Source organism: Citrobacter sp. wls615 (genome assembly GCF_005281355.1).
GTDB lineage: Bacteria > Pseudomonadota > Gammaproteobacteria > Enterobacterales > Enterobacteriaceae > Citrobacter > Citrobacter werkmanii.
In genome coordinates, this window is sequence record NZ_SZXM01000056.1 from 15,656 (window position 1) to 40,554 (window position 24,899).

General features: G+C 50.5%; 22 protein-coding genes and 1 other annotated feature. Of the genes, 6 read left to right on the forward strand and 16 right to left on the reverse strand.

The genetic code is table 11. The features are described 5' to 3' along the window. Positions 1–12: 12 nt before the first annotated feature. The 6 genes from FDX04_RS14685 to dnaK all read right to left on the reverse strand — a co-directional run bounded on the left by FDX04_RS14685 (position 13) and on the right by dnaK (position 8,352). The gene (locus FDX04_RS14685) at positions 13–1,263 is read right to left on the reverse strand and encodes an IS1 family transposase (RefSeq protein ID WP_137371150.1); all 1,251 of its coding nucleotides are present in this window, start codon (positions 1,261–1,263) and stop codon (positions 13–15) included. 24 nt (positions 1,264–1,287) lie between these two features. Further along, a complete protein-coding gene (locus FDX04_RS14690) occupies positions 1,288–2,475 on the reverse strand; it encodes an anaerobic sulfatase maturase (RefSeq protein WP_137371151.1) in 1,188 nt (395 codons plus the stop codon). A 103-nt stretch (positions 2,476–2,578) separates the two neighbouring features. Further along, complete coding sequence (locus tag FDX04_RS14695) at positions 2,579–4,072, reverse strand: sulfatase (protein WP_137360217.1); 1,494 nt, start codon at positions 4,070–4,072, stop codon at positions 2,579–2,581. 20 nt (positions 4,073–4,092) lie between these two features. Next, a complete protein-coding gene (locus FDX04_RS14700; protein WP_137360216.1) occupies positions 4,093–4,857 on the reverse strand; it encodes an outer membrane protein OmpK in 765 nt (254 codons plus the stop codon). Positions 4,858–5,210: 353 nt separating this feature from the next. Beyond that, positions 5,211–6,344 (reverse strand): molecular chaperone DnaJ, encoded by a 1,134-nt coding sequence (gene dnaJ / locus FDX04_RS14705; protein WP_003018956.1) that lies wholly within the window; start codon positions 6,342–6,344, stop codon positions 5,211–5,213. Between the two features lie 85 nt (positions 6,345–6,429). Next, a complete protein-coding gene (gene dnaK, locus FDX04_RS14710; protein WP_042312465.1) occupies positions 6,430–8,352 on the reverse strand; it encodes a molecular chaperone DnaK in 1,923 nt (640 codons plus the stop codon). A gap of 384 nt (positions 8,353–8,736) precedes the next feature. Here dnaK and FDX04_RS14715 point away from each other — a divergent pair, with 384 nt between their 5' ends. From FDX04_RS14715 to satP, 3 genes are all read left to right on the forward strand, one after another. After that, positions 8,737–9,141 carry a DUF2541 family protein gene (locus FDX04_RS14715; protein WP_042312469.1) on the forward strand — a complete coding sequence of 135 codons (405 nt, stop codon included), beginning with the start codon at positions 8,737–8,739 and terminating at the stop codon, positions 9,139–9,141. Between the two features lie 32 nt (positions 9,142–9,173). Continuing rightward, positions 9,174–9,887, forward strand: coding sequence for an acidic protein MsyB (gene msyB, locus FDX04_RS14720; protein WP_137371152.1), 714 nt, complete (start codon positions 9,174–9,176; stop codon positions 9,885–9,887). Between the two features lie 148 nt (positions 9,888–10,035). Next, positions 10,036–10,602, forward strand: coding sequence for an acetate uptake transporter (gene satP / locus FDX04_RS14725; RefSeq protein ID WP_003829744.1), 567 nt, complete (start codon positions 10,036–10,038; stop codon positions 10,600–10,602). A 34-nt stretch (positions 10,603–10,636) separates the two neighbouring features. On the opposite strand, the gene FDX04_RS14730 is transcribed toward satP, so the two are convergent. The 3 genes from FDX04_RS14730 to tal form a co-directional block, all read right to left on the reverse strand. Then, positions 10,637–11,944, reverse strand: a complete 1,308-nt coding sequence (locus FDX04_RS14730) for an MFS transporter (RefSeq protein WP_003829746.1) — start codon at positions 11,942–11,944, stop codon at positions 10,637–10,639. Between the two features lie 124 nt (positions 11,945–12,068). Beyond that, positions 12,069–12,656 carry a molybdopterin adenylyltransferase gene (gene mog, locus FDX04_RS14735; RefSeq protein ID WP_079937140.1) on the reverse strand — a complete coding sequence of 196 codons (588 nt, stop codon included), beginning with the start codon at positions 12,654–12,656 and terminating at the stop codon, positions 12,069–12,071. A gap of 110 nt (positions 12,657–12,766) precedes the next feature. Continuing rightward, positions 12,767–13,720 carry a transaldolase gene (tal, locus tag FDX04_RS14740; protein WP_137371153.1) on the reverse strand — a complete coding sequence of 318 codons (954 nt, stop codon included), beginning with the start codon at positions 13,718–13,720 and terminating at the stop codon, positions 12,767–12,769. 273 nt (positions 13,721–13,993) lie between these two features. Between tal and FDX04_RS14745 the strand changes: the two genes are divergently transcribed. After that, a complete protein-coding gene (locus tag FDX04_RS14745; RefSeq protein WP_137371154.1) occupies positions 13,994–15,424 on the forward strand; it encodes a sodium:alanine symporter family protein in 1,431 nt (476 codons plus the stop codon). Between the two features lie 77 nt (positions 15,425–15,501). Beyond that, entirely contained in the window at positions 15,502–16,275 is a 774-nt protein-coding gene (gene yaaA / locus FDX04_RS14750) for a peroxide stress protein YaaA (protein WP_079937142.1), read from the forward strand. Between the two features lie 83 nt (positions 16,276–16,358). Here yaaA and thrC read toward each other — a convergent pair whose 3' ends face one another. The 6 genes from thrC to yjjY all read right to left on the reverse strand — a co-directional run bounded on the left by thrC (position 16,359) and on the right by yjjY (position 22,625). Further along, a complete protein-coding gene (gene thrC, locus FDX04_RS14755; protein ID WP_137371155.1) occupies positions 16,359–17,645 on the reverse strand; it encodes a threonine synthase in 1,287 nt (428 codons plus the stop codon). 3 nt (positions 17,646–17,648) lie between these two features. Next, positions 17,649–18,578 carry a homoserine kinase gene (gene thrB / locus FDX04_RS14760; RefSeq protein WP_137371156.1) on the reverse strand — a complete coding sequence of 310 codons (930 nt, stop codon included), beginning with the start codon at positions 18,576–18,578 and terminating at the stop codon, positions 17,649–17,651. A gap of 1 nt (position 18,579) precedes the next feature. Beyond that, on the reverse strand, positions 18,580–21,042 hold the full coding sequence (gene thrA / locus FDX04_RS14765) for a bifunctional aspartate kinase/homoserine dehydrogenase I (RefSeq protein WP_137371157.1): 2,463 nt from the start codon (positions 21,040–21,042) through the stop codon (positions 18,580–18,582). A gap of 23 nt (positions 21,043–21,065) precedes the next feature. After that, positions 21,066–21,192, reverse strand: a sequence feature (Thr leader region). Beyond that, complete coding sequence (gene thrL, locus FDX04_RS14770; protein WP_032337689.1) at positions 21,122–21,187, reverse strand: thr operon leader peptide; 66 nt, start codon at positions 21,185–21,187, stop codon at positions 21,122–21,124. Its footprint overlaps the feature before it by 66 nt. Before the next feature lie 206 nt (positions 21,193–21,398). Continuing rightward, complete coding sequence (locus FDX04_RS14775) at positions 21,399–22,085, reverse strand: tRNA/rRNA methyltransferase (protein WP_137371158.1); 687 nt, start codon at positions 22,083–22,085, stop codon at positions 21,399–21,401. A 399-nt stretch (positions 22,086–22,484) separates the two neighbouring features. Then, positions 22,485–22,625, reverse strand: a complete 141-nt coding sequence (gene yjjY / locus FDX04_RS14780) for a protein YjjY (protein ID WP_042998021.1) — start codon at positions 22,623–22,625, stop codon at positions 22,485–22,487. 95 nt (positions 22,626–22,720) lie between these two features. Between yjjY and arcA the strand changes: the two genes are divergently transcribed. Then, entirely contained in the window at positions 22,721–23,437 is a 717-nt protein-coding gene (gene arcA / locus FDX04_RS14785; protein WP_001194359.1) for a two-component system response regulator ArcA, read from the forward strand. Between the two features lie 60 nt (positions 23,438–23,497). Here arcA and creD read toward each other — a convergent pair whose 3' ends face one another. After that, the gene (gene creD, locus FDX04_RS14790) at positions 23,498–24,859 is read right to left on the reverse strand and encodes a cell envelope integrity protein CreD (RefSeq protein ID WP_137371159.1); all 1,362 of its coding nucleotides are present in this window, start codon (positions 24,857–24,859) and stop codon (positions 23,498–23,500) included. Between the last annotated feature and the right edge of the window lie 40 nt (positions 24,860–24,899).

A 24,899-nucleotide genomic window follows, 5' to 3' on the forward strand; every position in this document is an offset into this window, starting at 1 on the left:
TTAGCAGTCATGTCATTCGATGTGGCGGGCATTGAAGGCATAGCGGAGATAATCCAGCGTTGAAACGACATTGCTGGGTGACATATGATTAATTTGTGTCAAAAACGGGTGTCTATTGATGTACGTAATAAACTCCGTTGCTCCGGCAAGCGTAGCATGGCGCAGCATGCCCGTTTTTTTATTACCCGTTAGGCTACATACTGCTATCGCATAATCTTGGGTGGAATAGGTACGCCAGACATTATTACGAATCCCTCCACTTTGAAACATGCGGTACGGAATACCACTTTGCGCAGGCCTGTCCCCTCTTTCCTTTACAAACGAGATATGGCAGCGCCCTTGCTGGACGTGTTGTAAATTAGCCATCATACAACCACCTAATATGAAGCACTCATGGTCAATGTAATGCTGAACATTGAGGGAGCGTTCATCAGTAAGTGTTTTGACTAATTCAAAATGCCGATAAGCTGGCAGGACAGGTTTTACCAGCATCCCGGAGTCATTTCTGTATAGCGTTGCGGGACCATAATCCACATCAAACAAGATATTCCGTCGCATTGTCATCAGTTCCTTGCGCTGGACAAGATGCGCTAACGTTCCGGAGGGTAAACGTTCTTCGTAGTAGGAAGTATACTGGTACTCATCCTCAACAGGCTGGGTTGAATAATTAGTCGAAACAGCAATAAGCCGGCCACTATTCTCCTCAACAGTGACCAGAACATACAGACTATTGTCACTACCGTTAAATTTTATCCGAAAAGCACGTGTACTCATCACCAGGTCGAATTTCGGAATAACAAACTCACGTTCAGCCTGATTTGCCTTACGGGATAATTTTAGTAGAACGCGGTTCAGGCCCGTGCTGTCAACAGACAGCGCCGAACGAATATCAACCAGTGAAGCACCCTCCAGGATAAGCCTGGCAAGATCTTCCAGACGAGGGTCGTCTTTATGCCTGACAGGAGAAATAAACGTTTTATGACATTGCAGGCAATAGACTCGCGGTTCCCCCTGAGCGGAAAAACCATACTTTTTTAATGAGGTACTGCCGCAGGTTGGGCAAACCTTAACCAACCCCTTCCATGACTGGTTTACCGACTGACGAAATAGGTTAAGAGAGCGTTCAGAAATGATAGGGAAAAAAAAGCCACATTCCCGGCACAGGATATTTTTCCCCTGTGCCAAGTAATCAGGGCTATTAAAGACCCCAAGGTTTTTACAATCGGGTGTTTTACACACATCTACATTGATTCGAGAAAACATATTCACTCCCTGCGAATATTGCTATCACACAAATATTGATTTTATCTCTGCGGGTGAAAATCCATTTTCATAGAGCGTTTTCATCGCATTCATCGTTGGGCTGGTATGGGCAAAAAAAGCCTGATAACCCGCGCACAGGTAGTTTTGATTCGAAGAACCAGAAACTGAAGGTAAAAAACGATGCTTAGGGCAACCACCATAACAGGCAAACTGCCACTGACAGGCATAACATTCCTGCGCCATTTTTTGGCGCTTATCTTCGCCAAACTGTCGATTTTGTTCGCTGTTGTTTATTGCGCGCAATGTCATATCCTGGATATTTCCCAGTTTGTACTGTGGGTAAACAAAATGATCGCAATTATAAACGTCGCCATTCATTTCCAACGCAAACGCACTACCACAGGTTGGCGCAAATACACATACCTGTGGCGGAAATCCACACCAGGCCGCTAAAGTTTGCTCAAAAATCTGTACACCTACATCGCCAATGTCGTTACGGATCCAGACATCAAAGATTGCATTAAGAAAATGGCCAAACTCGATAGGATCGACAGACCAAGGCATCATTGCAGTTTGTTTATCAACAGGATGTGCCAATCCTGTGTCACCACTTCTCTCAACCAGCGGAATAAACTGCATATAACGGCTGCCAATGCTTTTCAGATATTCATAGACCCGTAGCGGATAACGCATATTTGTATGGTTAACGACCGTCAGAGTATTAAACTCGACACCGTGACGTACCAGACATTTAATGGCTTGTTCAACCTTTTCGTGTGTCGGCTTTCCTGAACGTGTAACGCGCCATTCATCATGCAAAGCTGCATCACCGTCAATGGAAACCCCAACCAGGACGTGATGCTGCTTAAAAAACATCGCCCACTCGTTATCAATCAAAATACCGTTGGTCTGGAAAGTATTGATTATTGTCTTTTCACCCGCGTATATCTGCTGAAGTTCGACCGCCCGTCGAAAAAATGGCAGCCCCATCAACGTTGGCTCCCCTCCTTGCCAGGCAAAAATCACCTCATCCACATCCTGCGCGGCGATATGCTGTTTGATAAACAATTCAAGCGTATCTTCAGACATCCTGTAATTGGCTTTTCTCTGCGGATAGAGCTTCTCTTTCTCCAGGTAAAAACAGTATTTACAATCCAGATTGCATACCGAACCCGTCGGTTTAATCATGACCTGACAACTTTTTCTCTGCATTTAATTTAGATCCATAAATAAAAGAACCTGATTCAGTACCAAGGTGCTGAATCAGGCGGGCAGAGCCCTAAGTGGCATACTCTATATTTTTATTGTTATCCAATTAACCCCAGGTTACCGGAGTTGGTTTTTCACCTCGAGCTTTCATTAATGAATCGTTATCAATATCCTTTTTGTACTTCAGGAATTTACCGTACAGCTGTTTTTCTATATCAGGCTGCTTGCCAATCTGATTAAGGGTTTCAAAACGATCCTTTTTCAGGTTATAGAGATATTTAGGTTTATTTTCACGATCGATGATCATCTTCCAGTCACCATCCCGAATAGCCCATTCATCAGTAGGATCGTCCTGGAATGGCATATCAATACCAAAAATGAGTGGTTTCTGACGTACTAACGTTTTCTGTTCCAGTAATGGAACCAGAGACTGCCCATCGTAGGTACGATCTGTTGGCAGTTTAAAATCCATCATGTTTGCTAATGTCGGCAACCAGTCAAGGCCATAAACCGGCGTATCCGTTACCATTCCCTGCGGAATATGTTTACCATACTTGATGATTGCCGGAACGCGGATTCCGCCCTCCCACAGATTATCTTTACGACCGCGAAGCCCATCCGTTTCACCCGCCAGGTTTAACTCATACACTTTACGCGCTTCACGAGTGACAGGTCCGTTATCACTGGTAAAGATAACAATGGTGTTATCTTCTTCACCCATTGCCTTTATCTTATCCATTACTTTACCAACCTGAGCATCCATATAACTGATGTTGGCATAATACTCACCTGTGCCACGCCAAGGTTTATCAGCCCAATCACCGTAGAACAGATCCGGATGCTGTTTCTGGTAGGCACTCATGTATTGCGAATACATATCGAGGTATTTTTTCGGTGAGGCCAGCGGGCTATGGACCTCAGTAAATGCAACGTATAAGAAGAACGGTTTATCGTCTTTCTTGTTATCCAGCCAGTTAACAACTTCTGAACTAACCAGTTCACCGCTAAATGTTTCTGCTCTACCAATCGGTTTACCATTACGCACGAATCCGGTCGGATGCACGGTGCCATAGCGTGGGCGCTCTTTCGCGTTATCTAAAGTGGAATCGGTCACAAACCCTGCAGCATTCACCAGGGAATAGTCGAATCCCATATCTTTCGCCTGTGGCTGATCGGTGCGATCTCCTCCAGCATTCAGATGTAATTTCCCCATCATCGCCGTGTCGTAGCCTTGCGCTTTTAGCAGATTAGCAATCGTCAGCTCATTACGGCCCAATGCCACATCTTTCCCTTCAGGGATCCAGGAACGGATCCCCGTACGGAACGGCATACGTCCAGTGAGCAAACCAGCACGAGAAGGTGAACACAGCGGGGCTGGCGCATAGTAGTCGGTAAATTTCACCCCTTCCTGAGCTAATTTATCAATATTAGGTGTTTTAACGATTTGATGACCATAAGCCGCCAGATCGCCATATCCCAAATCATCCGTAAGGATGATGACCAAGTTAGGACGCTTATCCGTAGCGGCCTGAACTGTTTGTAATGTGCTCCCGGCGCACAGTGCCAACCCAATCATGCTGGCAACGACTGTTTTTTTCATTTCAGTTCCTTTAATTTTAATTAAAATGAATATCCGACCATATAAATCATCTGATCCCCATATCCGTCATAACCTAATTTGTTCTCAAAATAACGATACGTTACAGATGCCTTCCATCGTGGATAAAACTTCCATGCCAACGTTAACCCTCCATTTAAACCATTCCTACCGAATTGCTGCTCCGTGTAAGCATCATTTCTATCAATCTCGACTTCATTCCAGTCAGATAAAACAAAGCTTTCACCAAATAAAGAGAAGTTATAAACAGCAGTCCAACCAACAACATATCCATTCCATCCACTGGTCTGTCCATATTTCGGTGATACATAGTCACCTGATTGGTTATGCAAGCCGATATAAGGTTTAAAGAAACCCCAATCTCCGCTCCACCCCAGATAACCAAGTCCATAAAACATATCCAGATCGTCACCCCAAGAGTTGTCCCATTGACCGTATATCTTGCCAAAGAAGGTATAGTCAGAATCAAAAAGACGCACATGGGTCATAGCAGAGACGGTATGGTTACGGCCCGCCACTGCATGGTTCAATACGTTGCTTTCAATAAAAGAATAGAATTCAGCCTCTCTGAAGTTAACACCAAAATCAGCCGTTGCTTTCCAAACCTCACCACGGTGTACATTCACAAAACCGCTATTCCAGTCGGCATAACCAGCATTAATTGATCCAAAAGAGTTTTTATATTCCAGAGCCTGTATATTTTGGCTAAAAAGGGCTGGAGTGGCTAATACAAGGCTGACCAATAGTATTTTCTTTATCCGAGGCATTGAATTTATTCTCCATAATTATAATTTATTCATCAATGAATGAAGGTTTGCTGTGTGGAGAGATATTAAACAAATGTAATTACAAGATAGTGATGTAAATCTCACATCAGGATAGATAAAAGTTGCTTAAAATAATGTGTCCAATAATGTTGCTAGAGATATGATAAGTTCATATTTATTAATAAACACGTCAATATCTTCTTACTAAATCACCTCTGATATATTTACCTGACATGTTAGAAAACTCACATTCAAGGCCATCCAACTCACTTTTATCCTTGACAATAAAAAACCGGTATTCTCTCCAAGGAGAATACCGGTTTTTTCAAACGAGAAAGCTTTTCAGCTTGTCGTTAGCGCGTCAGATCGTCAAAGAACTTCTTCACACCGTCGAAGAAGCTTTTTGAACGCGGGCTGTTGTTTTCGCCGGTAGGACCGCCGAAGCTTTCCTGCAGATCTTTCAGCAACTGCTTCTGCTTGTCGTTCAGACCTACCGGGGTTTCAACAACTACACGGCACAGCAGATCGCCCTGAGCGCCACCGCGAACCGACTTCACACCTTTCCCGCGCATGCGGAACAGTTTGCCAGTCTGCGTTTCGCCCGGAATTTTTAACTTCACGCGACCGTCCAGCGTCGGGACTTCAATCTCGCCGCCCAGCGCTGCCATCGCAAAGTTAATCGGCACTTCACAGTACAGGTTGTTGCCTTCACGCTCAAAAATTGGGTGCTGTTTTACCTGCACCTGAACGTATAAATCGCCTGCTGGCGCGCCATGCTCACCGGCTTCACCTTCGCCAGACAGACGAATACGATCGCCGGTGTCAACGCCTGCCGGGATTTTAACGGACAGCGTTTTGCTTTTCTCAACGCGACCATGACCGTGACATTTGTTGCACGGATCTTTAATCAGCGTACCGCGCCCCTGACAATGTGGACAGGTCTGCTGTACGGCAAAAAAGCCCTGGCGCATCTGCACCTGGCCGGAACCGTGACAGGTTGGACAGGTCTGCGGTTGAGTACCTGCCTTCGCACCGCTGCCATGGCAGACGTCACACTCTTCCAGCGTCGGAATACGGATCTCTTTGGTGACGCCACGCACGGCTTCTTCCAGAGTGAGATCCATGTTGTAACGTAAATCAGCACCACGTGAGGCGCGCTGACGACCACGACCGCCGCCAAAGATATCGCCAAACACGTCACCAAAGATATCGCTGAAGTCAGCCCCGCCGCCAAAACCGCCGCCGCCGCCCATACCGCCTTGCTCAAACGCAGCATGACCGTACTGATCGTAAGCTGCACGTTTTTGCGCATCGGTCAGGATCTCGTAGGCTTCTTTGATCTCTTTGAACTTGGCTTCGGCCTCTTTATCACCCTGGTTACGGTCCGGGTGATATTTCATGGCCAGGCGCTTGTAGGCCTTTTTGATTTCACGCTCTTCCGCTGATTTGGAAACGCCTAAAATCTCGTAATAGTCTTGCTTAGCCATCTCTTTTTATCTGCCCCTAACATGCGTGCACGGGCGGAGAGGAAACCTCTTCGCCCGTGCCAGTAATTACCCGTTCAAAGGGCGATTATTTTTTGTCTTTCACTTCTTCAAACTCAGCGTCGACAACGTCGTCATCTTTCGCGTTGTTTGCAGAAGCATCAGCGCCTGCTGCACCAGCCTGCTGCTGTGCGTGCTGCTGCTGAGCGATTTCCATCAGTTTCTGGGAAACCTGTGCCAGCGCCTGCATTTTCGCTTCGATATCCGCTTTGTCTTCACCTTTCAGAGAAGTTTCCAGCGCGGTCAGTGCAGACTCGATGGCAGTTTTGTCGTCAGCCGGCAGTTGGTCGCCTGCTTCTTCAACCTGCTTACGAGTGCTGTGCAGCAGATGGTCACCCTGGTTACGGGTCTGAACCAGCTCTTCAAACTTACGGTCAGATTCTGCGTTCGCTTCTGCTTCGCGAACCATTTTCTGGATTTCTTCTTCGTTCAGACCAGAAGAAGCCTTGATGGTGATCTTCTGCTCTTTACCGCTGTTTTTATCTTTCGCGGAAACGTGCAGGATACCGTCGGCATCGATGTCAAAAGTTACTTCGATCTGCGGCATACCGCGCGGAGCCGGGCTGATACCATCCAGGTTAAACTGACCCAGATCTTTGTTATCGGCAGCACGTTTACGTTCACCCTGCAGCACGTGGATGGTTACCGCAGACTGGTTGTCTTCAGCGGTAGAGAACACCTGGCTGTGCTTGGTCGGGATAGTGGTGTTTTTCGCGATCAGTGGCGTCATCACGCCGCCCATGGTTTCGATCCCCAGAGACAGCGGGGTAACGTCCAGCAGCAGTACGTCTTTCACATCACCAGTCAATACACCACCCTGAACGGCAGCACCGATTGCTACAGCTTCGTCCGGGTTAACGTCTTTACGCGGCTCTTTGCCGAAGAACTCAGCAACTTTCTTCTGGACCATCGGCATACGCGTCTGACCACCAACGAGAATAACGTCGTTGATATCAGAAACAGACAGGCCGGCGTCCTGCAGAGCAACTTTCAGCGGCTCGATAGAACGGTTAACCAGGTCTTCAACCAGGCTTTCCAGTTTCGCACGGGTCACTTTGATGTTCATGTGTTTCGGACCAGTCGCGTCTGCAGTGATGTACGGCAGGTTCACGTCGGTCTGCTGAGCGGAAGACAGCTCGATCTTCGCTTTCTCAGCGGCTTCTTTCAGACGCTGCATCGCCAGCGGGTCATTACGCAGGTCGATACCCTGATCTTTCTTAAACTCGTCAACCAGGTAGTTGATCATACGGCTGTCGAAGTCTTCACCACCCAGGTGGGTATCACCGTTGGTTGCCAGAACTTCGAAGGTTTTTTCGCCGTCAACTTCGTCGATTTCGATAATAGAGATATCGAAAGTACCACCACCGAGGTCATACACCGCGATAGTACGGTTGCCGACTTCTTTATCCAGACCGTAAGCCAGCGCAGCTGCGGTTGGTTCGTTGATGATACGTTTTACTTCCAGACCTGCGATACGACCGGCGTCTTTGGTTGCCTGACGCTGAGCATCGTTAAAGTATGCAGGAACGGTGATAACCGCTTCAGTTACCGGTTCACCCAGGTAATCTTCAGCCGTTTTCTTCATTTTTTTCAGCACTTCTGCAGAGATCTGCGGCGGTGCCATTTTCTGACCTTTTACGTCAATCCATGCATCACCGTTGTCAGCACCGATGATTTTGTACGGCATGATCGCTTCATCACGCTGTACTTCTTCGTCCTGGAAGCGGCGGCCAATCAGGCGTTTAATCGCAAACAGGGTGTTTTGCGGGTTTGTCACTGCCTGACGTTTAGCCGGCTGACCAACCAGAGTTTCACCATCCTGGGTATAAGCAATGATAGAAGGCGTGGTGCGATCGCCCTCGGCGTTCTCCAGCACACGTGCAGTAGTGCCATCCATAATCGCTACACAAGAGTTGGTAGTACCCAGGTCGATACCAATAATTTTACCCATCTAAACGTCTCCACTAAAAATTCGGTCATCATGTGGTTGTGAATCTGTAATAAGGGCGAAACGTGCGGTTTCAACTACCCTGAATCGTTTTTTTTCAGACTCACCACTGCGGTTGACTACTAAGTGGGGTCGTAACCCACTTCATCAAGGGGGGCATGAAAAATTTTTTTAGCGCAGAAGCAATAAATTTGCCGAAAAAAGGCACAAAACTACAAAAAATGAATAATCGCCAATCAAAATAAATTCATAAAACCGATTAATACGGTGCTGTCATTCACGCAAAAATTGTAATAAAAAGAAAAGATTACGTGAATGAATCGTTTTTATGTCGGCGGTAAAATAGCGCGAAGCCACACACTTTTGCAGCCGTCAAAGAGAAATTCCATGAAATCCGTTTTAACCCTTTCCGCCAGCCTGCTTATGGGCCTGCTGCTGAGCAGCGCCGCGCACGCTAACGATCATAAAGTTCTGGGGATGATTGCTATGCCCCGCAATGCAACCAACGATCTCACGCTCAAAATTCCCGTTTGTCGGGTGGTGAAACGTATTCAACTCACCGCCGATAGAGGCGATATTAACCTTAACGGCGCATCCGTTTACTTCAAAGCTGCGCGCACCTCCAGCCAAAGCCTGAATGTCCCGTCTTCCATTAAAGAGGGACAAACCACCAATTGGATCAACATTAATAGCGACAACGACAACAAACGCTGCGTATCCAAAATTACTTTTTCAGGCCAGTCGGTAAACTCCTCTGACATGGCGACGCTTAAAGTCATCGGCGACGACTAATTCCGCCCTTTTATTCAGAAGCCATAGAAAACATGAATGTCACGTATTTGCATGACGACGACCTCGACTTTCTGCAGCATTGCAGTGAGGAACAACTCGCCACGATTACTCGCCTGTTAACGCATAATGAAAAAGGCAAAGCTCGTCTGTCGAGCGTTCTGAGCCACAACGAATTATTTAAATCGATGGAAGGACACCCGGAACAGCACCGCCGCAACTGGCAACTGATCGCTGGCGAACTTCAGCATTATGGTGGCGACAGCATTGCCAATAAACTTCGTGGCCATGGAAAGCTGTATCGGGCGATTTTGCTGGATGTTTCGAAGCGCTTGAAGCTTAAAGCCGACAAAGCGATGTCCACGTACGAAATTGAACAGTATTTGCTGGAACACTTTCTACGGAATGCCTGGCAAAAAATGGATGCCGGGCATAAGCAGGAATTTCTGCAGGCGGTTGATGCAAAAGTCTCTGAACTGGAAGAGTTACTGCCGCTATTGATGAAGGATCGCCATCTGGCGACTGGCGTTTCTCACCTGCTCTCCAGCCAACTCACTCAGATCCTGCGTACCCATGCCGCAGTGAGCGTCATTGGGCATGGATTGCTACGCGGTGCTGGGCTTGGCGGCCCGGTCGGCGCGGCTTTAAACGGGGTTAAAGCAGTGAGCGGCAGCGCCTATCGCGTGACGATCCCGGTAGTACTACAAATCGCCTGTCTGCGCAGAATGATCAACCACGCGCAAGCGTGATGCCCATCACAGGGAAAATATTTCATTTTCCCTTCGTTAGATCATAGACAGTGCCCTCTCCCCTGATTATCATGCCGCGCCCCAAAGACAGTGATCGTTATTTGGGGAAACTATTTCACCATTCAATCAATGATGATTTTGAGGAATTATGGGCAACACTAAGTTGGCTAATCCGGCACCGCTGGGCCTGATGGGCTTTGGCATGACCACCATTCTGCTTAACCTGCACAACGCGGGTTTCTTCGCCTTTGACGTTATTATTCTGGCGATGGGCATTTTCTACGGCGGAATCGCGCAAATTTTTGCCGGTCTGCTGGAATATAAAAAAGGCAACACCTTCGGTTTAACCGCCTTTACCTCCTACGGTTCGTTCTGGCTGACGCTGGTTGCAATCCTGATCATGCCGAAAATGGGCCTGGCGGATGCAACCAATGGTCAGTTCCTGGGCGTGTACCTGGGTCTGTGGGGCGTGTTCACACTGTTCATGTTCTTTGGCACGCTGAAAGCTAACCGCGCGTTGCAGTTTGTCTTCCTGAGCCTGACAGTGCTGTTCGCACTGCTGGCGGTTGGCAACATTGCAGGTAACGAAGCGATCATTCACGTTGCTGGCTGGATTGGCTTAGTGTGTGGCGCAAGCGCCATTTACCTGGCGATGGGTGAAGTGCTGAACGAACAGTTTGGCCGTACCATCCTGCCGATCGGTGAAGCGCACTAATCTGACGCTATCCCCCCGAACGGGGGGATATTCCCTACAAGCGCTGTAACTCTCCCTGTACGCTCGTATCGCGATGATAAATATCCTGTCGCAGCCAAATCCCCAGACCTAACCCCACCAGCGATAACGCCAGCACATACCAGGCCGGAGCCATTGGCGACACGCTCATTAACATCGTCACGGCGATTGGTGTCAGACCACCAAAAATGGCGTACGACACGTTGTAAGAAAAGGAGATTCCGGTAAAGCGGACCTCTGCCGGAAACGCCCGCACCATCACATAAGGCACTGCTCCCACCACACCAACGCACAACCCTACCAGCCCGTATAACAAGAACAAGTGCTGAGGGTGGCTGCCGGTCAGGTGATAAAAAAACCAGCTTGAACAGGCCAGCAGCAGGCTGCCGACAATAAAGGTTTTGCTGGCGCCGACCCGGTCGACAATAAACCCGGCCAGCAAACACCCGACGCACAGCATAATGGTGGCGACACTGTTGGCCTGTAACGTTAGCGCGGGTGCAAAGCCATACTGCTTCTGCAACCAGACTGGCGACATCAGGATCACCACCACTATCCCGGCCGATAACAGCCAGGTCAGCAGCATGGAAATGACCACCGCTTTTTTATGTTTGCTCACCACCGACTTCACCGGTAGCTCTTGCGCCAGCGCTTTACGCTGCTGCATTTCGAGGAAGATAGGCGTTTCCTGCAACCAACGACGCAGGTACATCGCCACCAGACCAAACACGCCCCCCAGCAGGAACGGGATACGCCAGCCGTAGTCATGCACCGCCTGCTGCGTCAGGCTGGTATTCACCAGAGTTGCGACCACCGATCCCAGCAGAATCCCCACCGTCAGCCCGGCGGTCAGCGTGCCACAGGCAATGCCGATGCGGCGCTCCGGTACGTGTTCCGCCACGAACACCCACGCGCCCGGCACTTCTCCGCCGATGGCTGCGCCTTGCAAAATGCGCATCAGCAGTAATAGCAGCGGAGCGAGGATCCCCATTGAGGCGTAGGTAGGCAAAAGACCAATCGCCAGCGTCGGTATCGCCATCAGCAAAATGCTCAGGGTGAACATTTTTTTACGCCCGACCAGATCGCCAAAGTGCGCCATGATGATGCCACCCAGCGGACGCGCCAGATATCCGGCGGCAAAAATGCCGAAGGTTTGCACCTGACGTAGCCATTCAGGAATGTCTGCCGGGAAGAAGAGTTCGCCAACAACAGCGGCAAAGAAGACGAAGATAATGAAATCATAAAACTCAAGCGCACCGCCGAGAGCAGCAAGCGTAAGAGTTTTATAATCCTGGCGATTCAGCGGTCGAGTGTGTTGTGACATAGCAAACCATGAGTCAGTGGAGTTATTGAATCTGTCTGTCGATAAATGTAAAGCAAAAATTACTATATCGTAAACAATTCAATACTCCACCGTCATTGGCACTTATGTCACGATCGGGCTACTTTCAGGCGTTTGTATCGCGAATTGCGCTTTTAGGACGAAAAGATGCTACAACAGCCGGTGCGGTTTCCACATACGGCCCATCCAGCAACTGTATACAATACGGTACACTTGCAAAAATACCCGGCACGATAACCTTACCGTCGGCATCTTTCACGCCTTCCAGCGTTTCTTTGATCGATTTCGGCTGGCCAGGTAGGTTCAGGATCAGCGCCTGTTTACGAATCACACCAACCTGGCGGGAGAGAATAGCCGTTGGCACAAAGTGCAGGCTTATCTGGCGCATCTGCTCGCCAAAGCCCGGCATCTGGCGGTCGGCTACGGCAAGCGTGGCATCAGGCGTTACATCGCGGCGGGCCGGACCCGTTCCGCCGGTAGTCAGCACCAGATGACAGCTCATTTCATCAACCAGCTCACATAAGGTCTGTTCGATGATCGCCTGTTCATCCGGGATCAACCGCGTTAGCAGCTCAAAAGGGGTGGTAAGGGCAGATGCCAGCCACTCTTCAAGGGCCGGGATGCCTTTATCCTGGTAAACGCCGCTGGAAGCACGGTCAGAAATGGAAACCAGGCCAATGCGTAAAGTATTCATGATTATTCCGTTTAAACAGTCTCGTTAAACAGAATGATACACTGCGAAGGGAAGGACAGACAGGTTTCAGAAGAGGTAGCGTGACCCCTGTCAGGGCCACGCGTTAATGATTACAGCAGATCGCCGATCATTTTTTCCAGTTTACCCTGGTCTACAGCAAACTTACGGATACCGTCCGCCAGTTTGTCTACAGCCATCGGATCCTGGTTGTGCTGCCACAGGAACTCAGCTTCGGTGATGCGTGCAGGACGCGCTTTCACTTCGCCAGAGAAGGACAGTTTACGTTCGATAGTACCTTCGCTTTCCGCCAGCTCTTTCAGCAGTGCCGGTGCAATCGTCAGACGATCGCAGCCTGCCAGCTCAATGACTTCGCCGACGTTACGGAAGCTCGCCCCCATCACCACGGTTTCATAACCGTGCTGTTTGTAGTACTCGTAGATTTCGGTTACGGAAACCACACCCGGATCTTCTGCCGGTGCATACTCTTTCTTGTCGGTGTTAGCTTTGTACCAGTCCAGAATACGACCAACAAACGGAGAAATCAGGTATACGCCTGCTTCGGCACATGCACGCGCCTGCGCGAAGGAGAACAGCAGAGTCAGGTTACAGTTGATGCCTTCTTTTTCCAGCTGCTCAGCGGCACGAATGCCCTGCCAGGTTGAAGCCAGTTTGATCAGAATGCGATCGTTGCTGATGCCAGCATCGTTGTACATTTTGATCAGACGTTTTGCTTTCGCGATGGACGCGTCGGTGTCGTAGGACAGACGAGCGTCAACTTCAGTAGAGATACGACCCGGGACCAGTTTCAGGATCTCCAGACCGATATTTACTGCCAGTTTGTCGGTCGCGTCGACGATCTGCTGCGCGCGGTCATTGCTCTGCTGCTTAGCCCAGGCTACAGCGTCATCAATCAGCTTGCGGTATTCTGGGATCTGCGCTGCGTTAAGAATGAGAGAAGGGTTAGTTGTGGCATCCTGAGGCTGATACAGCTTCATTGCCGCGATGTCTCCGGTGTCGGCCACTACTGTGGTGAACTGACGAAGGGAGGTCAATTTGTCCGTCATGATAGCGATTCTCTTTAAACAGCTTGTTAGGGGGATGTAACCGATCTTCCCTGATGATAGCACGACGCACTCTCAGCGCAACCGCCTGGATTGTCCGACCAGCCGCTCAGCCCTGATTACGCATCTCACAGCCCGTGATGCGCAATTAAGGATATAACGATTGTTATGATAAACTCCCGCAATCAATCTGCTTATAAGGTATATACTGGTCGATAATTGGTAGCGCTTACACGGGATTATTCGCGCTTACCGGCATCAACAAGAGGGATGTTAATGCCTGATTTTTTCTCATTTATTAATGAAATACTCTGGGGTTCGGTGATGATCTACCTCCTGCTTGGCGCAGGATGTTGGTTCACCTGGCGTACAGGGTTCGTGCAGTTCCGCTACATTCGCCAGTTTGGCAAAAGTCTTAAAAACAGCATCAGCCCGCAACCGGGTGGTTTAACTTCCTTTCAGGCTTTGTGCACCAGTCTTGCCGCGCGCGTCGGTAGCGGAAATCTGGCAGGTGTGGCGTTGGCGATCGCCGCCGGCGGCGCGGGAGCCATTTTCTGGATGTGGGTCTCGGCGGTCATTGGTATGGCAACGTCATTCGCTGAGTGCTCGCTTGCCCAACTGTACAAAGAACGCGACAGCAAGGGACAGTTTCGCGGCGGTCCTGCATGGTATATGGCCCGTGGGCTGGGCATGCGCTGGATGGGCGTGCTGTTTGCCATCTTTTTGCTCATTGCCTATGGCCTGATTTTTAACAGCGTTCAGGCGAACTCGGTCTCTCGTGCGTTGACCTTTGCTTTTGACATCCCTCCCCTCTTATCCGGTATCGCACTGGCAATCGCGTCATTACTGGTCATCGTCGGCGGCATTAAAGGCGTTGCTCGCCTGATGCAATGGTTTGTTCCGATGATGGCGCTGCTGTGGGTTGGTTGCAGTATCGCCATCTGCCTTTGGCATTTTGGACAGCTCCCCGGCATTATCATGACCATCATTAAAAGCGCCTTTGGCTGGCAGGAGGCCGCGGCCGGTGCCGCCGGGTATACGCTCAGCCAGGCCATAGCCAGCGGCTTTCAACGCGGTATGTTCTCGAATGAAGCCGGAATGGGCTCGACCCCGAACGCAGCCGCGTCGGCAGCATCCTGGCCACCGCATCCTGCGGCACAAGGCATTGTGCAAATGATCGGTGTGTTAGGTGACACGCTGATTATCTGTACGGCCAGCGCAATGATCATTTTACTGGCGGGTAATGGCACCACTTATGTACCAATGGAAGGCATCCAGTTGCTGCAAAGAGCTATGGTAACGCTCACGGGTGAATGGGGAGCCGGATTCGTGGCTTTTATTGTGATTCTGTTTGCCTTTAGCTCTATCGTCGCCAACTACATCTATGCGGAAAACAACCTCATTTTCCTGAAGCTGGACAACATGCGCGTCATCTGGCTATTACGTATCGCTACCGTGAGTACCGTTGTTGGGGGAACGTTAGTCAGCTTCCCACTCGTCTGGCAGTTGGCCGACATCATTATGGCTTGTATGGCCATTACTAACCTGACGGCGATTCTGCTGCTTTCTCCGGTTGTCCATACCATCGCCAGCGATTATCTGCGCCAGCGTAAACTCGGGGTGCGCCCGGAATTCGATCCGCGCCGTTATCCTGATATCAGACAACAGCTTGCGCCCGATAGCTGGGATGAAACGCCGCGCGAATAGCGCGGCAATCGCAACCATCGATCAATTCAGTCGTTTTTTTTGCTAAAGTCGCAGTAAATTTCCTGCAAGGACTGGATATGCTGATTCTGATTTCACCTGCAAAAACGCTCGACTACCAAAGCCCGCTGGCAACGACACGTCATACGTTGCCCGAGTTGCTGGATCACTCCCAGCAGCTTATTCACGTGGCGCGCCAGCTCTCTGCACCGCAGATTGGCAAGCTGATGGGGATTAGCGACAAGCTGGCGGATCTGAACGCCACCCGTTTCCATGACTGGCAGCCTGACTTCACGCCGGACAATGCACGTCAGGCCATTCTGGCGTTTAAAGGCGACGTGTATACCGGGCTGCAGGCTGAAACCTTCAGCGAGGCGGATTTCGACTTCGCTCAACAGCATTTACGAATGTTGTCCGGGCTGTACGGCGTTTTACGTCCGCTGGATTTGATGCAGCCTTACCGTCTGGAGATGGGCATTCGTCTGGCTAATGCGAAGGGTAAAGATCTCTACCAGTTCTGGGGAGATACCATCACCGATAAACTTAACGAAGCACTTGAAGCGCAAGGCGACAGCGTGGTGATCAACCTCGCTTCGGATGAGTATTTTAAATCTGTGAAACCGAAAAAGCTCAATGCTGAGCTTATCAAACCGGTCTTCCTTGATGAGAAAAACGGCAAGTTCAAAGTCATCAGCTTCTACGCCAAAAAAGCGCGCGGCCTGATGACTCGCTACATTATTGAGAACCGCTTAACGCAGCCGGAGCAACTGACTGCATTTAACAGTGAAGGCTATTTCTTTGATGAAGAAGCATCAGGGAATGGCGAACTGGTATTTAAACGCCACGAGCAATAATTTACATGCCGGATGACGGCTAACGCCTTATCCGGCATGCAGATTTGTAGGCCCGCTAAGCAAAGCGCCAGCGGGCACAACCGTTATCCGCGGGTCATCATCAGCTTACGCAGCGCAGCAAAATCAGCAGGCAGGTGGTGAGAAAGCAGCGGCAGGTCCGCACGTTCCGCCAGTTCTTTTGGCAACGCCAGCGTCAGGTCAAGAATCTCTTCAACGCTTTCTTTAAACTTCGCCGGATGCGCAGTACCAAGGAACAGGCCGTATTCGCCAGGGTTTAGCTGATCACGCAGCGCGCGGTAAGCCACTGCCGCATGCGGCTCTGAGGTGTAGCCTATCTCATGTAACTCACGCATTGTGTCCTGGGTCGTCGCATCGTCGACAGCGGCATAACCCAGTTCATTCAGACGCCAGATTTTACGGCGGAACAGTTCCTCCACGCGCGGCCAGTTGTTCGGCTGGCTGACATCCATCGCATTCGACAACGTTGCCTGGGTCGCTTTCGGCGCCCACTCACCTTCTGCAAGGAAACGCGGAACCGTATCGTTAACGTTAGTCGCCGCGATAAAACGCTTCACCGGCAAGCCCAGTGATTTCGCCAGCAGCCCGGCGGTCAGATCGCCAAAGTTACCGCTGGGAACGGAAATCACCAGTTGATTACGCGCCTCTTGCGGCAGTTGGGCCACCGCCTCAAAGTAGTAACAGATTTGCGCCAGCAGACGGCTGATGTTAATTGAGTTAGCCGAGTTCAGTCCCAGAGCCACCTTCAGCTCTTCATCATCAAACGCCTGTTTCACCAGCGCCTGGCAGGCATCAAAATCGCCATCAATCGCCACAGTTTCAATGTTACCGCCCAGCGTACAGAACAGTTTTTCCTGTAATGGGCTGATCTTGCCATTCGGGTAGAGGATCACCACGCGTACATTTTTCAGGCCATAAAAGGCATGTGCAACCGCCGCACCTGTATCCCCGGAGGTCGCCGTCAGAATGGTGACCGGTTTGTCGCCGCTGATGTGCGTCAGCATCTGCGCCATAAAGCGCCCGCCAAAGTCTTTAAATGCAAGCGTTGGGCCGTGGAACAGTTCCAGACAGCCGACATCCGTGGCAACCTGAGCAACCGGTGCCGGAAAGGCAAATGCCGCACGCACGCGCTCTTCCAGAATTTCCTGAGGGATCTCGTCACCAATAAATGCGGACAGGATCTTAGCGCTGCGGCTAACAAAGTCCTGGTTCAGCATCTCATCGACTTCTGTCAGATTGAATTCCGGCAAATCATGCGGAAAAAACAATCCCTGATTCTTGCCAAGCCCTTGCGTGACGGCCTGTGCAAAGCTGACCTGTTCGTTGTGATCTTTCAGATTATACAGTTTCATTGATTATCCCAGTACCCGTGCGCCCGCCGTGTCCAGCCGGCAAATATGAACAAAGCCTTCCTGATTTTGCAGGTAATTTTTACCCAGCCAGTCTGCTACGCGCTGCGCCGTATCCGGTTTATCGCACAAGGCGAACAGCGTCGGCCCTGAGCCAGATATACCGCTGGCCAGTGCGCCAATTTCGGCTACCGCCTGACGCGCCTGGCTAAAGCCTGGCAGCAAGCGGGTACGATACGGCTCAGCAATGACGTCTTTCATCAGCTTCGCGGCCAGAAGAGGCTGACGGGAATAGCAGGCATGAATGAACCCAGCCAGATGCCGCCCGTGAGCGATACAGTCCTGACGACGATACTGCGCTGGGAGAATCGCCCGCGCTTCTGCCGTCGACACTTTAATCCCCGGATACGCCAGTACCCACAGCCACTCATCAAAGCCTGGCACCTGCTGGCTAATAATGCCGTTTTCTTCAATCATTAACTGCATGCCGCCCAAAAAGCACGGGGCAACGTTATCGTAATGAATACTGCCGGAGATACGCCCTTCAAGCTCGCCCATTATCGCCAACAGGCGCGTATCGTTGAGTGGCTTACCGCAGTGTTCGTTCATAGCGACTAACGCCGCCACGACGGAACAGGCGCTGGAGCCTAACCCGGAGCCAATCGGCATATTTTTTTCCAGCGTCATCGCCACCGGAACGCTTTTACCCAGCTCCTGACAGAATCGCTCCCAGCACTGGTAGACAATGTTTTCTCGCGGCTCAGACGGCAGCTTGTTGGCAAAACGGCCGAGGTTGTTCAGACTAAAATGGTCGGCCGCCTCAACGGACACCACATCGCCCAACAGCGAACCATCCACCGGAGTTACCGCCGCACCGAGCACATCAAACCCGACGCTCATATTGGCACTGGAAGCCGGGGCATAAACTCTCACCATGTCAGACTCCTAACTTCCATGAAAGGGTGCGTAGCAGGTCGGCAAAGACGCCCGCCGCCGTCACATCGTTACCCGCGCCATATCCGCGCAGAACCAACGGTAACGGCTGATAATAGTGGCTGTAAAACGCCAACGCGTTTTCACCGTTTTTCACTTTGAACAGCGGATCGTTGCCGTCTACTGCCTCTATTTTCACGCGACAGACGCCGTCCTCTTCAATATTGCCAACATAGCGCAATACTTTCCCCTCATCACGGGCTTTCGCCACGCGCGCGGCAAAGGCGTCATCCAGCTGCGACAATTTCGCCATAAACGCGGAAACATCACCGGAATCATCAAACTCTTTTGGCAGAACCGGCTCAATGACAATGTCAGAAAGCTCCAGCTCACGACCGGTTTCACGGGCCAGGATCAGCAGCTTACGAGCCACATCCATACCAGAAAGATCGTCACGCGGATCGGGTTCGGTATAGCCCATCTCACGCGCCAGGGTTGTGGCCTGCGAGAAGCTCATGCCTTCATCCAGCTTGCCGAAAATAAACGACAATGAGCCAGAAAGAATGCCTGAGAATCGTTGCAGTTCATCGCCCGCGCTGAGCAGATTTTGCAGGTTTTCAATAACCGGCAAGCCCGCGCCCACGTTGGTGTCGTACAGGAATTTACGACGAGACTTCGCGGCGGCAAAACGCAGCTGATGGTAGTAATCCATCGACGACGTGTTGGCCTTTTTGTTCGGCGTAACCACATGGAAGCCTTCGCGCAAAAAGTCGGCATACTGGTCTGCTACCGCCTGGCTTGACGTACAGTCGACAATCACCGGATTGAGCAGATGGTATTCTTTCACCAGACGAATTAAGCGCCCAAGATTGAAAGGCTCTTTCGCGCTCTCCAGCCCCGACTGCCAGTTTTCCAGATTCAGACCGTGGACGTTGGTCAGCAGGGCCTTCGAGTTCGCCACGCCGCACACGCGCAGATCGATATGCTTCTTTTTGAGCCAGGTTTGCTGACGTTTAAGCTGCTCCAGCAGCGCACCGCCCACGCCGCCTACGCCAATCACAAACACTTCAATCACCTGGTCGGTGTTGAACAGCATTTGATGGGTCACGCGTACGCCGGTGGTCGCGTCATCGTTATTCACCACCACCGAAATAGAACGCTCAGACGAGCCCTGGGCGATCGCTACAATATTGATGTTCGCACGAGCCAGCGCGGCAAAGAACTTCGCCGAGATGCCGCGCAGGGTGCGCATACCATCGCCAACGACCGAGATGATGGCCAGACGCTCAGTCACCGCCAGCGGCTCCAGCAGGCCTTCTTTCAGTTCGAGATAGAATTCATCCTGCATGGCGCGTTGCGCACGCGCACAGTCGCCCTGCGGGACGCAGAAGCTGATGCTGTATTCAGAAGAGGATTGGGTGATCAGCACTACCGAGATGCCCGCACGCGACATTGCAGCAAAAACGCGCGCCGCCATGCCCACCATGCCTTTCATTCCAGGGCCGGAGACGCTAAACATCGCCATGTTATTAAGGTTAGAAATACCTTTTACCGGCAAATCATCGTCATCACTGCTGGCACCGATCAGCGTACCGGGCGCTTGTGGATTGCCGGTATTTTTAATCAGGCACGGGATCTGGAACTGGGCAATAGGGGTAATGGTGCGCGGGTGCAGCACTTTGGCGCCGAAGTAAGAAAGCTCCATCGCTTCCTGATAAGACATCGACTTCAGCAGTCGGGCGTCGGGTACCTGACGTGGATCGCAGGTATATACACCGTCAACATCGGTCCAGATCTCACAACAATCAGCGCGCAAACAGGCGGCCAGTACAGCGGCAGAGTAGTCAGAACCATTTCGCCCCAGCACCACTAACTCACCTTTTTCATTTCCGGCGGTAAACCCTGCCATCAGAATCATGTGGTCCGCAGGAATACGGCTGGCGGCAATGCGGCGCGTAGATTCGGCAATATCAACAGTAGATTCGAGGTAATGGCCGACTGCCAGCAATTTCTCCACCGGGTCGATGACCGTCACGTTATGCCCGCGTGCTTCCAGCAGGCCGGCCATGATAGCAATCGACATTTTTTCACCACGGCAGATAAGCGCGGCATTGATGCTGTCCGGGCACTGTCCCAGCAGGCTGATGCCGTGCAGGACGTGCTTAATCTGGGCAAATTCTTGTTCAACAAAGGCTTTGAGCTGCGCCAGCGGGAAACCCGGCTGTGCGGCGGCAAGCCCCACCAGCAGCTCAGAGAAAATACGTTCGGCGTCGCTGATATTGGCTAAAGCATCCTGACCACCGATGGTCTTCTCAATCATTGCCACCAGATGGTTGGTAATTTTTGCGGGGGCAGAGAGAACGGTCGCGACCTGCCCCTGTCTGGCATTGCTTTCCAGAATATCGGCAACCCGCAGAAAGCGCTCTGCATTTGCCACTGATGTACCGCCGAACTTCAACACTCGCATGGTTTACCTCATTGCCTTTGGTCGAAAAAAAAGCCCGCACTGTTTAGGTGCGGGCTTTTTCTTGTGTTTCCTGTACGCGTCAGCCCGCACCGTTACCTGTGGTAATGGTGATGGTTGTGGTAATAGTGATGCTGATGCGTTTCATGATGTTGTGTGCTCTGTAATTATTATCTGTCTGTCTTGTATTCTTTTAGGGTTAAAGTATCTGCTGACCTAAGTCAATAAATTTTTAAATTGATCACATTCCGAAACTTGTTCACGAGCAACTGCTTGCCCTTTTACTTTCAACCAATACAGCATGTCCAGCCCACTTGAACCAAGAACAAAACACTACACAACAAAAACTGTTCAAAATTTTATTTTGTGATGTTTTTTTCAATATCATGTAAAAAACGGTGCAACATTGCCGTGTCTCGCTGCCCCAACAGACCCATTCGCTGTTGCAACCAGTCCGTGAGTTTAATGTCGTCAGAAACGTTCAGCGTGGCTAATAAACGCATAACGCGTTCGCGCAATGCCTGGAGCTGAAGTTCATCCGTCACTTCACTTTTTTTGGCCGGTTGTTGTATTAAACCTGCTAATTGATAGCAATACACCATCACCGCCTGCCCCAAATTGAGTGAAGGATAGTCAGCGACCATCGGTACAGCAGTGAGTACATCTGCCAGCGCTAATTCTTCATTGGTCAGCCCCGAATCTTCACGACCAAACACCAGCGCCGCGTGATCCATCCACGCTGATTTCTCCTGTAACAGGGGAACCAGTTCGACCGGGGTGGCGTAATAATGGAACTTCGCCCGGCTACGCGCGGTGGTCGCAACGGTAAAATCAACGTCGTGAAGCGCCTCGGCCAACGTTGGAAAAACGTTAATATTATCAATAATGTCGCCCGAACCATGCGCGACCCATCGCGTGGCGGGTTCCAGGTGAGCCTCGCTATCAACGATCCGTAATTGAGTGAATCCCATGGTCTTCATCGCACGGGCAGCCGCACCAATATTTTCCGCTCTGGCAGGGGCAACCAGAATAATTGTTAAACGCATTTCGATACTCTTTTTGGTCAGTCTGCGAGTAATAATGTGACGCACGTCAACATATTACGCAGCGCAAATTTACATTTTTTTAACAGAAGTCACTGAAAAAGGATTTCGCATCCGATAAAAAATGCTAAACTATTTCCAAACTGTACTATTGCTTTTTATGTTAACAAAAGTTGTATATCCCTCTGTTTATCCATGATAATTTATTTTAAAATGGATCGCATTGGTTGGATTCATTACATTTATTAATTAGCTCGTGCAACTAGTTGTAATATTGCAATTTTGTGATGAAAGCAAACATTTGGATACGTTGATTTCATCAAACTGTTAACGTGCTACAATTGAACTTGATATATGTCAACGAAGCGTAGTTTTATTGGGTGTCCGGCATGTCTTAGCCTGTTATGTTGCTGTTAAAATGGTTAGGATGACAGCCGTTTTTGACACTGTCGGGTCCAGAGGGAAACTACCCACGACCAAGCTAATGATGTTGTTGACGTTGATGGAAAGTGCATCAAGAACGCAATTACGTACTTTAGTCATGTTACGCCGATCATGTTAATTTACGGCATGCATCAGGCAGGTCAGGGACTTTTGTACTTCCTGTTTCGATTTAGTTGGCAATTTAGGTAGCAAACATGCAGACCCCGCACATTCTTATCGTTGAAGACGAGTTAGTAACACGCAACACGTTGAAAAGCATTTTCGAAGCAGAAGGCTATGATGTATTCGAAGCGACAGATGGCGCGGAAATGCATCAGATTCTCTCTGAATATGACATCAACCTTGTGATTATGGATATCAATCTGCCTGGGAAAAATGGCCTCCTGTTAGCGCGCGAACTTCGCGAACAAGCTAACGTTGCGCTGATGTTCCTGACGGGCCGTGATAACGAAGTCGATAAAATTCTCGGCCTCGAAATCGGCGCAGACGATTACATCACCAAGCCGTTTAACCCGCGCGAACTGACTATCCGTGCTCGTAACCTGCTGTCCCGTACCATGAACTTGGGTACTGTCAGCGAAGAACGCCGTAGCGTCGAAAGCTACAAGTTCAACGGCTGGGAGCTGGACATCAACAGCCGCTCTCTGATTGGTCCTGACGGCGAGCAGTATAAACTGCCACGCAGCGAATTCCGTGCCATGCTTCACTTCTGTGAGAACCCGGGCAAAATCCAGTCTCGCGCAGAACTGCTGAAAAAAATGACCGGTCGCGAACTGAAGCCGCATGACCGTACCGTTGACGTGACTATCCGCCGCATTCGTAAACATTTCGAATCAACGCCGGATACGCCAGAAATCATCGCCACCATTCACGGTGAAGGCTACCGTTTCTGCGGCGACCTGCAGGATTAATTCAATCCTCACTGGTAAAAAAACGGCGCGTTATGCGCCGTTTTTCATTTCACCACCGCCCTATTTCCACAAGCGAAACGCGTCACTCTGTGCAGGCTGAGGCTCCGGAATTTCTGTCGGCTTTGGTTTTGGCTGTGCCAGCGAGTGCCAGTCAAGATGACGCGTCAGGAACATCACGCCACACAACGCGACCAACAGCACGCCGGTTCCCAACAGTAAAGAGCTGTCCTGTGAACGTAGCAGCACCCACATCACGCCATCCAGCGCCAGTAGCGCCACGGTAAACAAAATACTGTTCCGCCAGCTCTGCAATATCGCCTGCAGATACACACCGTTCATCAATGCGCCCACAAGGCTTGCCGTTATCCACGCGGCGGTAAAACCAATGTGTTCTGACAACGCCAGCAGCAACAGATAAAACATCACCAGCGATAACCCCACCAGCAGGTACTGCATCGGGTGCAGTCGAAGGCTGGTCATGCTTTCAAGCACAAAAAAAGACATAAAGGTCAGCACAATCAGCAAAATGGCATATTTTGTCGCCCTGTCCGTCAGTTGATATTGATCCGCAGGCGTGGCGACAGCAACGCTAAATGCAGGCATTCCCTCCCAGCCAATCTTTTCACCATCAAAGCGTTCGCCGAGGTTATTGGCAAACCAACTGCTTTGCCACTGGGCATTGAATCCAGACTCACTGATTTCGCGCTTCGCCGGAAGAAAATCTCCAAGAAAGTTGGGATGCGGCCAATTGCTGGTTAAGGTCATTTCACTGTTTCGGCCAACCGGAACGACGGAAAAGTCGCCGGTGCCGCTCAAATTAAGCGACAGCGCCATGCTGAGATTTTGCGCCGTCCAGCTCGCGTCGGGCAGCGGAATATGGATCCCCTGAGCACGACCAGCCAGCCCCGTTCCAGGCTCAACGGCCAGCGACATGCCGTTAACCAGGGGGGCTTTCACCACGCCGATCCCACGCGCATCACCCACGCCCACCACAATAAACGGTTTGCCCAGGCTGACATTGGGATGGTTTAAATCACTCAAACGTTCAGCGTTAAACTCAGCTTTCACCGCCAAATCGTTATGCCAGACCTGGCCTTCATAAATACCAATTTTACGCGCTTCAACGTTTTGGCTTCCCTCAACGACCAACGATTCCGGTAACCAGAAATGGATATAGCTGCGCTTACGCTGGACCTCTTTACCCTCCTCCAGCTCGGTATAAAGTTCCGTCACCGGAATGGCAATCAACGGGCCGACCATCTTTTGCGGTCCGCTGGTGCTCTGGCGGATTGCATCTTCAACATCATTGCGATAGTCCGATCGCTCAACGATTATCTGCCTGACCATTGTCAGGGGAATTAACAACAGCAGCATAGCGCCGCCTAAGGTGACGATTTTCCAGAACAGGGGTGATTTCAACATAGCGTTCTCCTTTGCAATACCAGCAAGGTAGAACAACTAT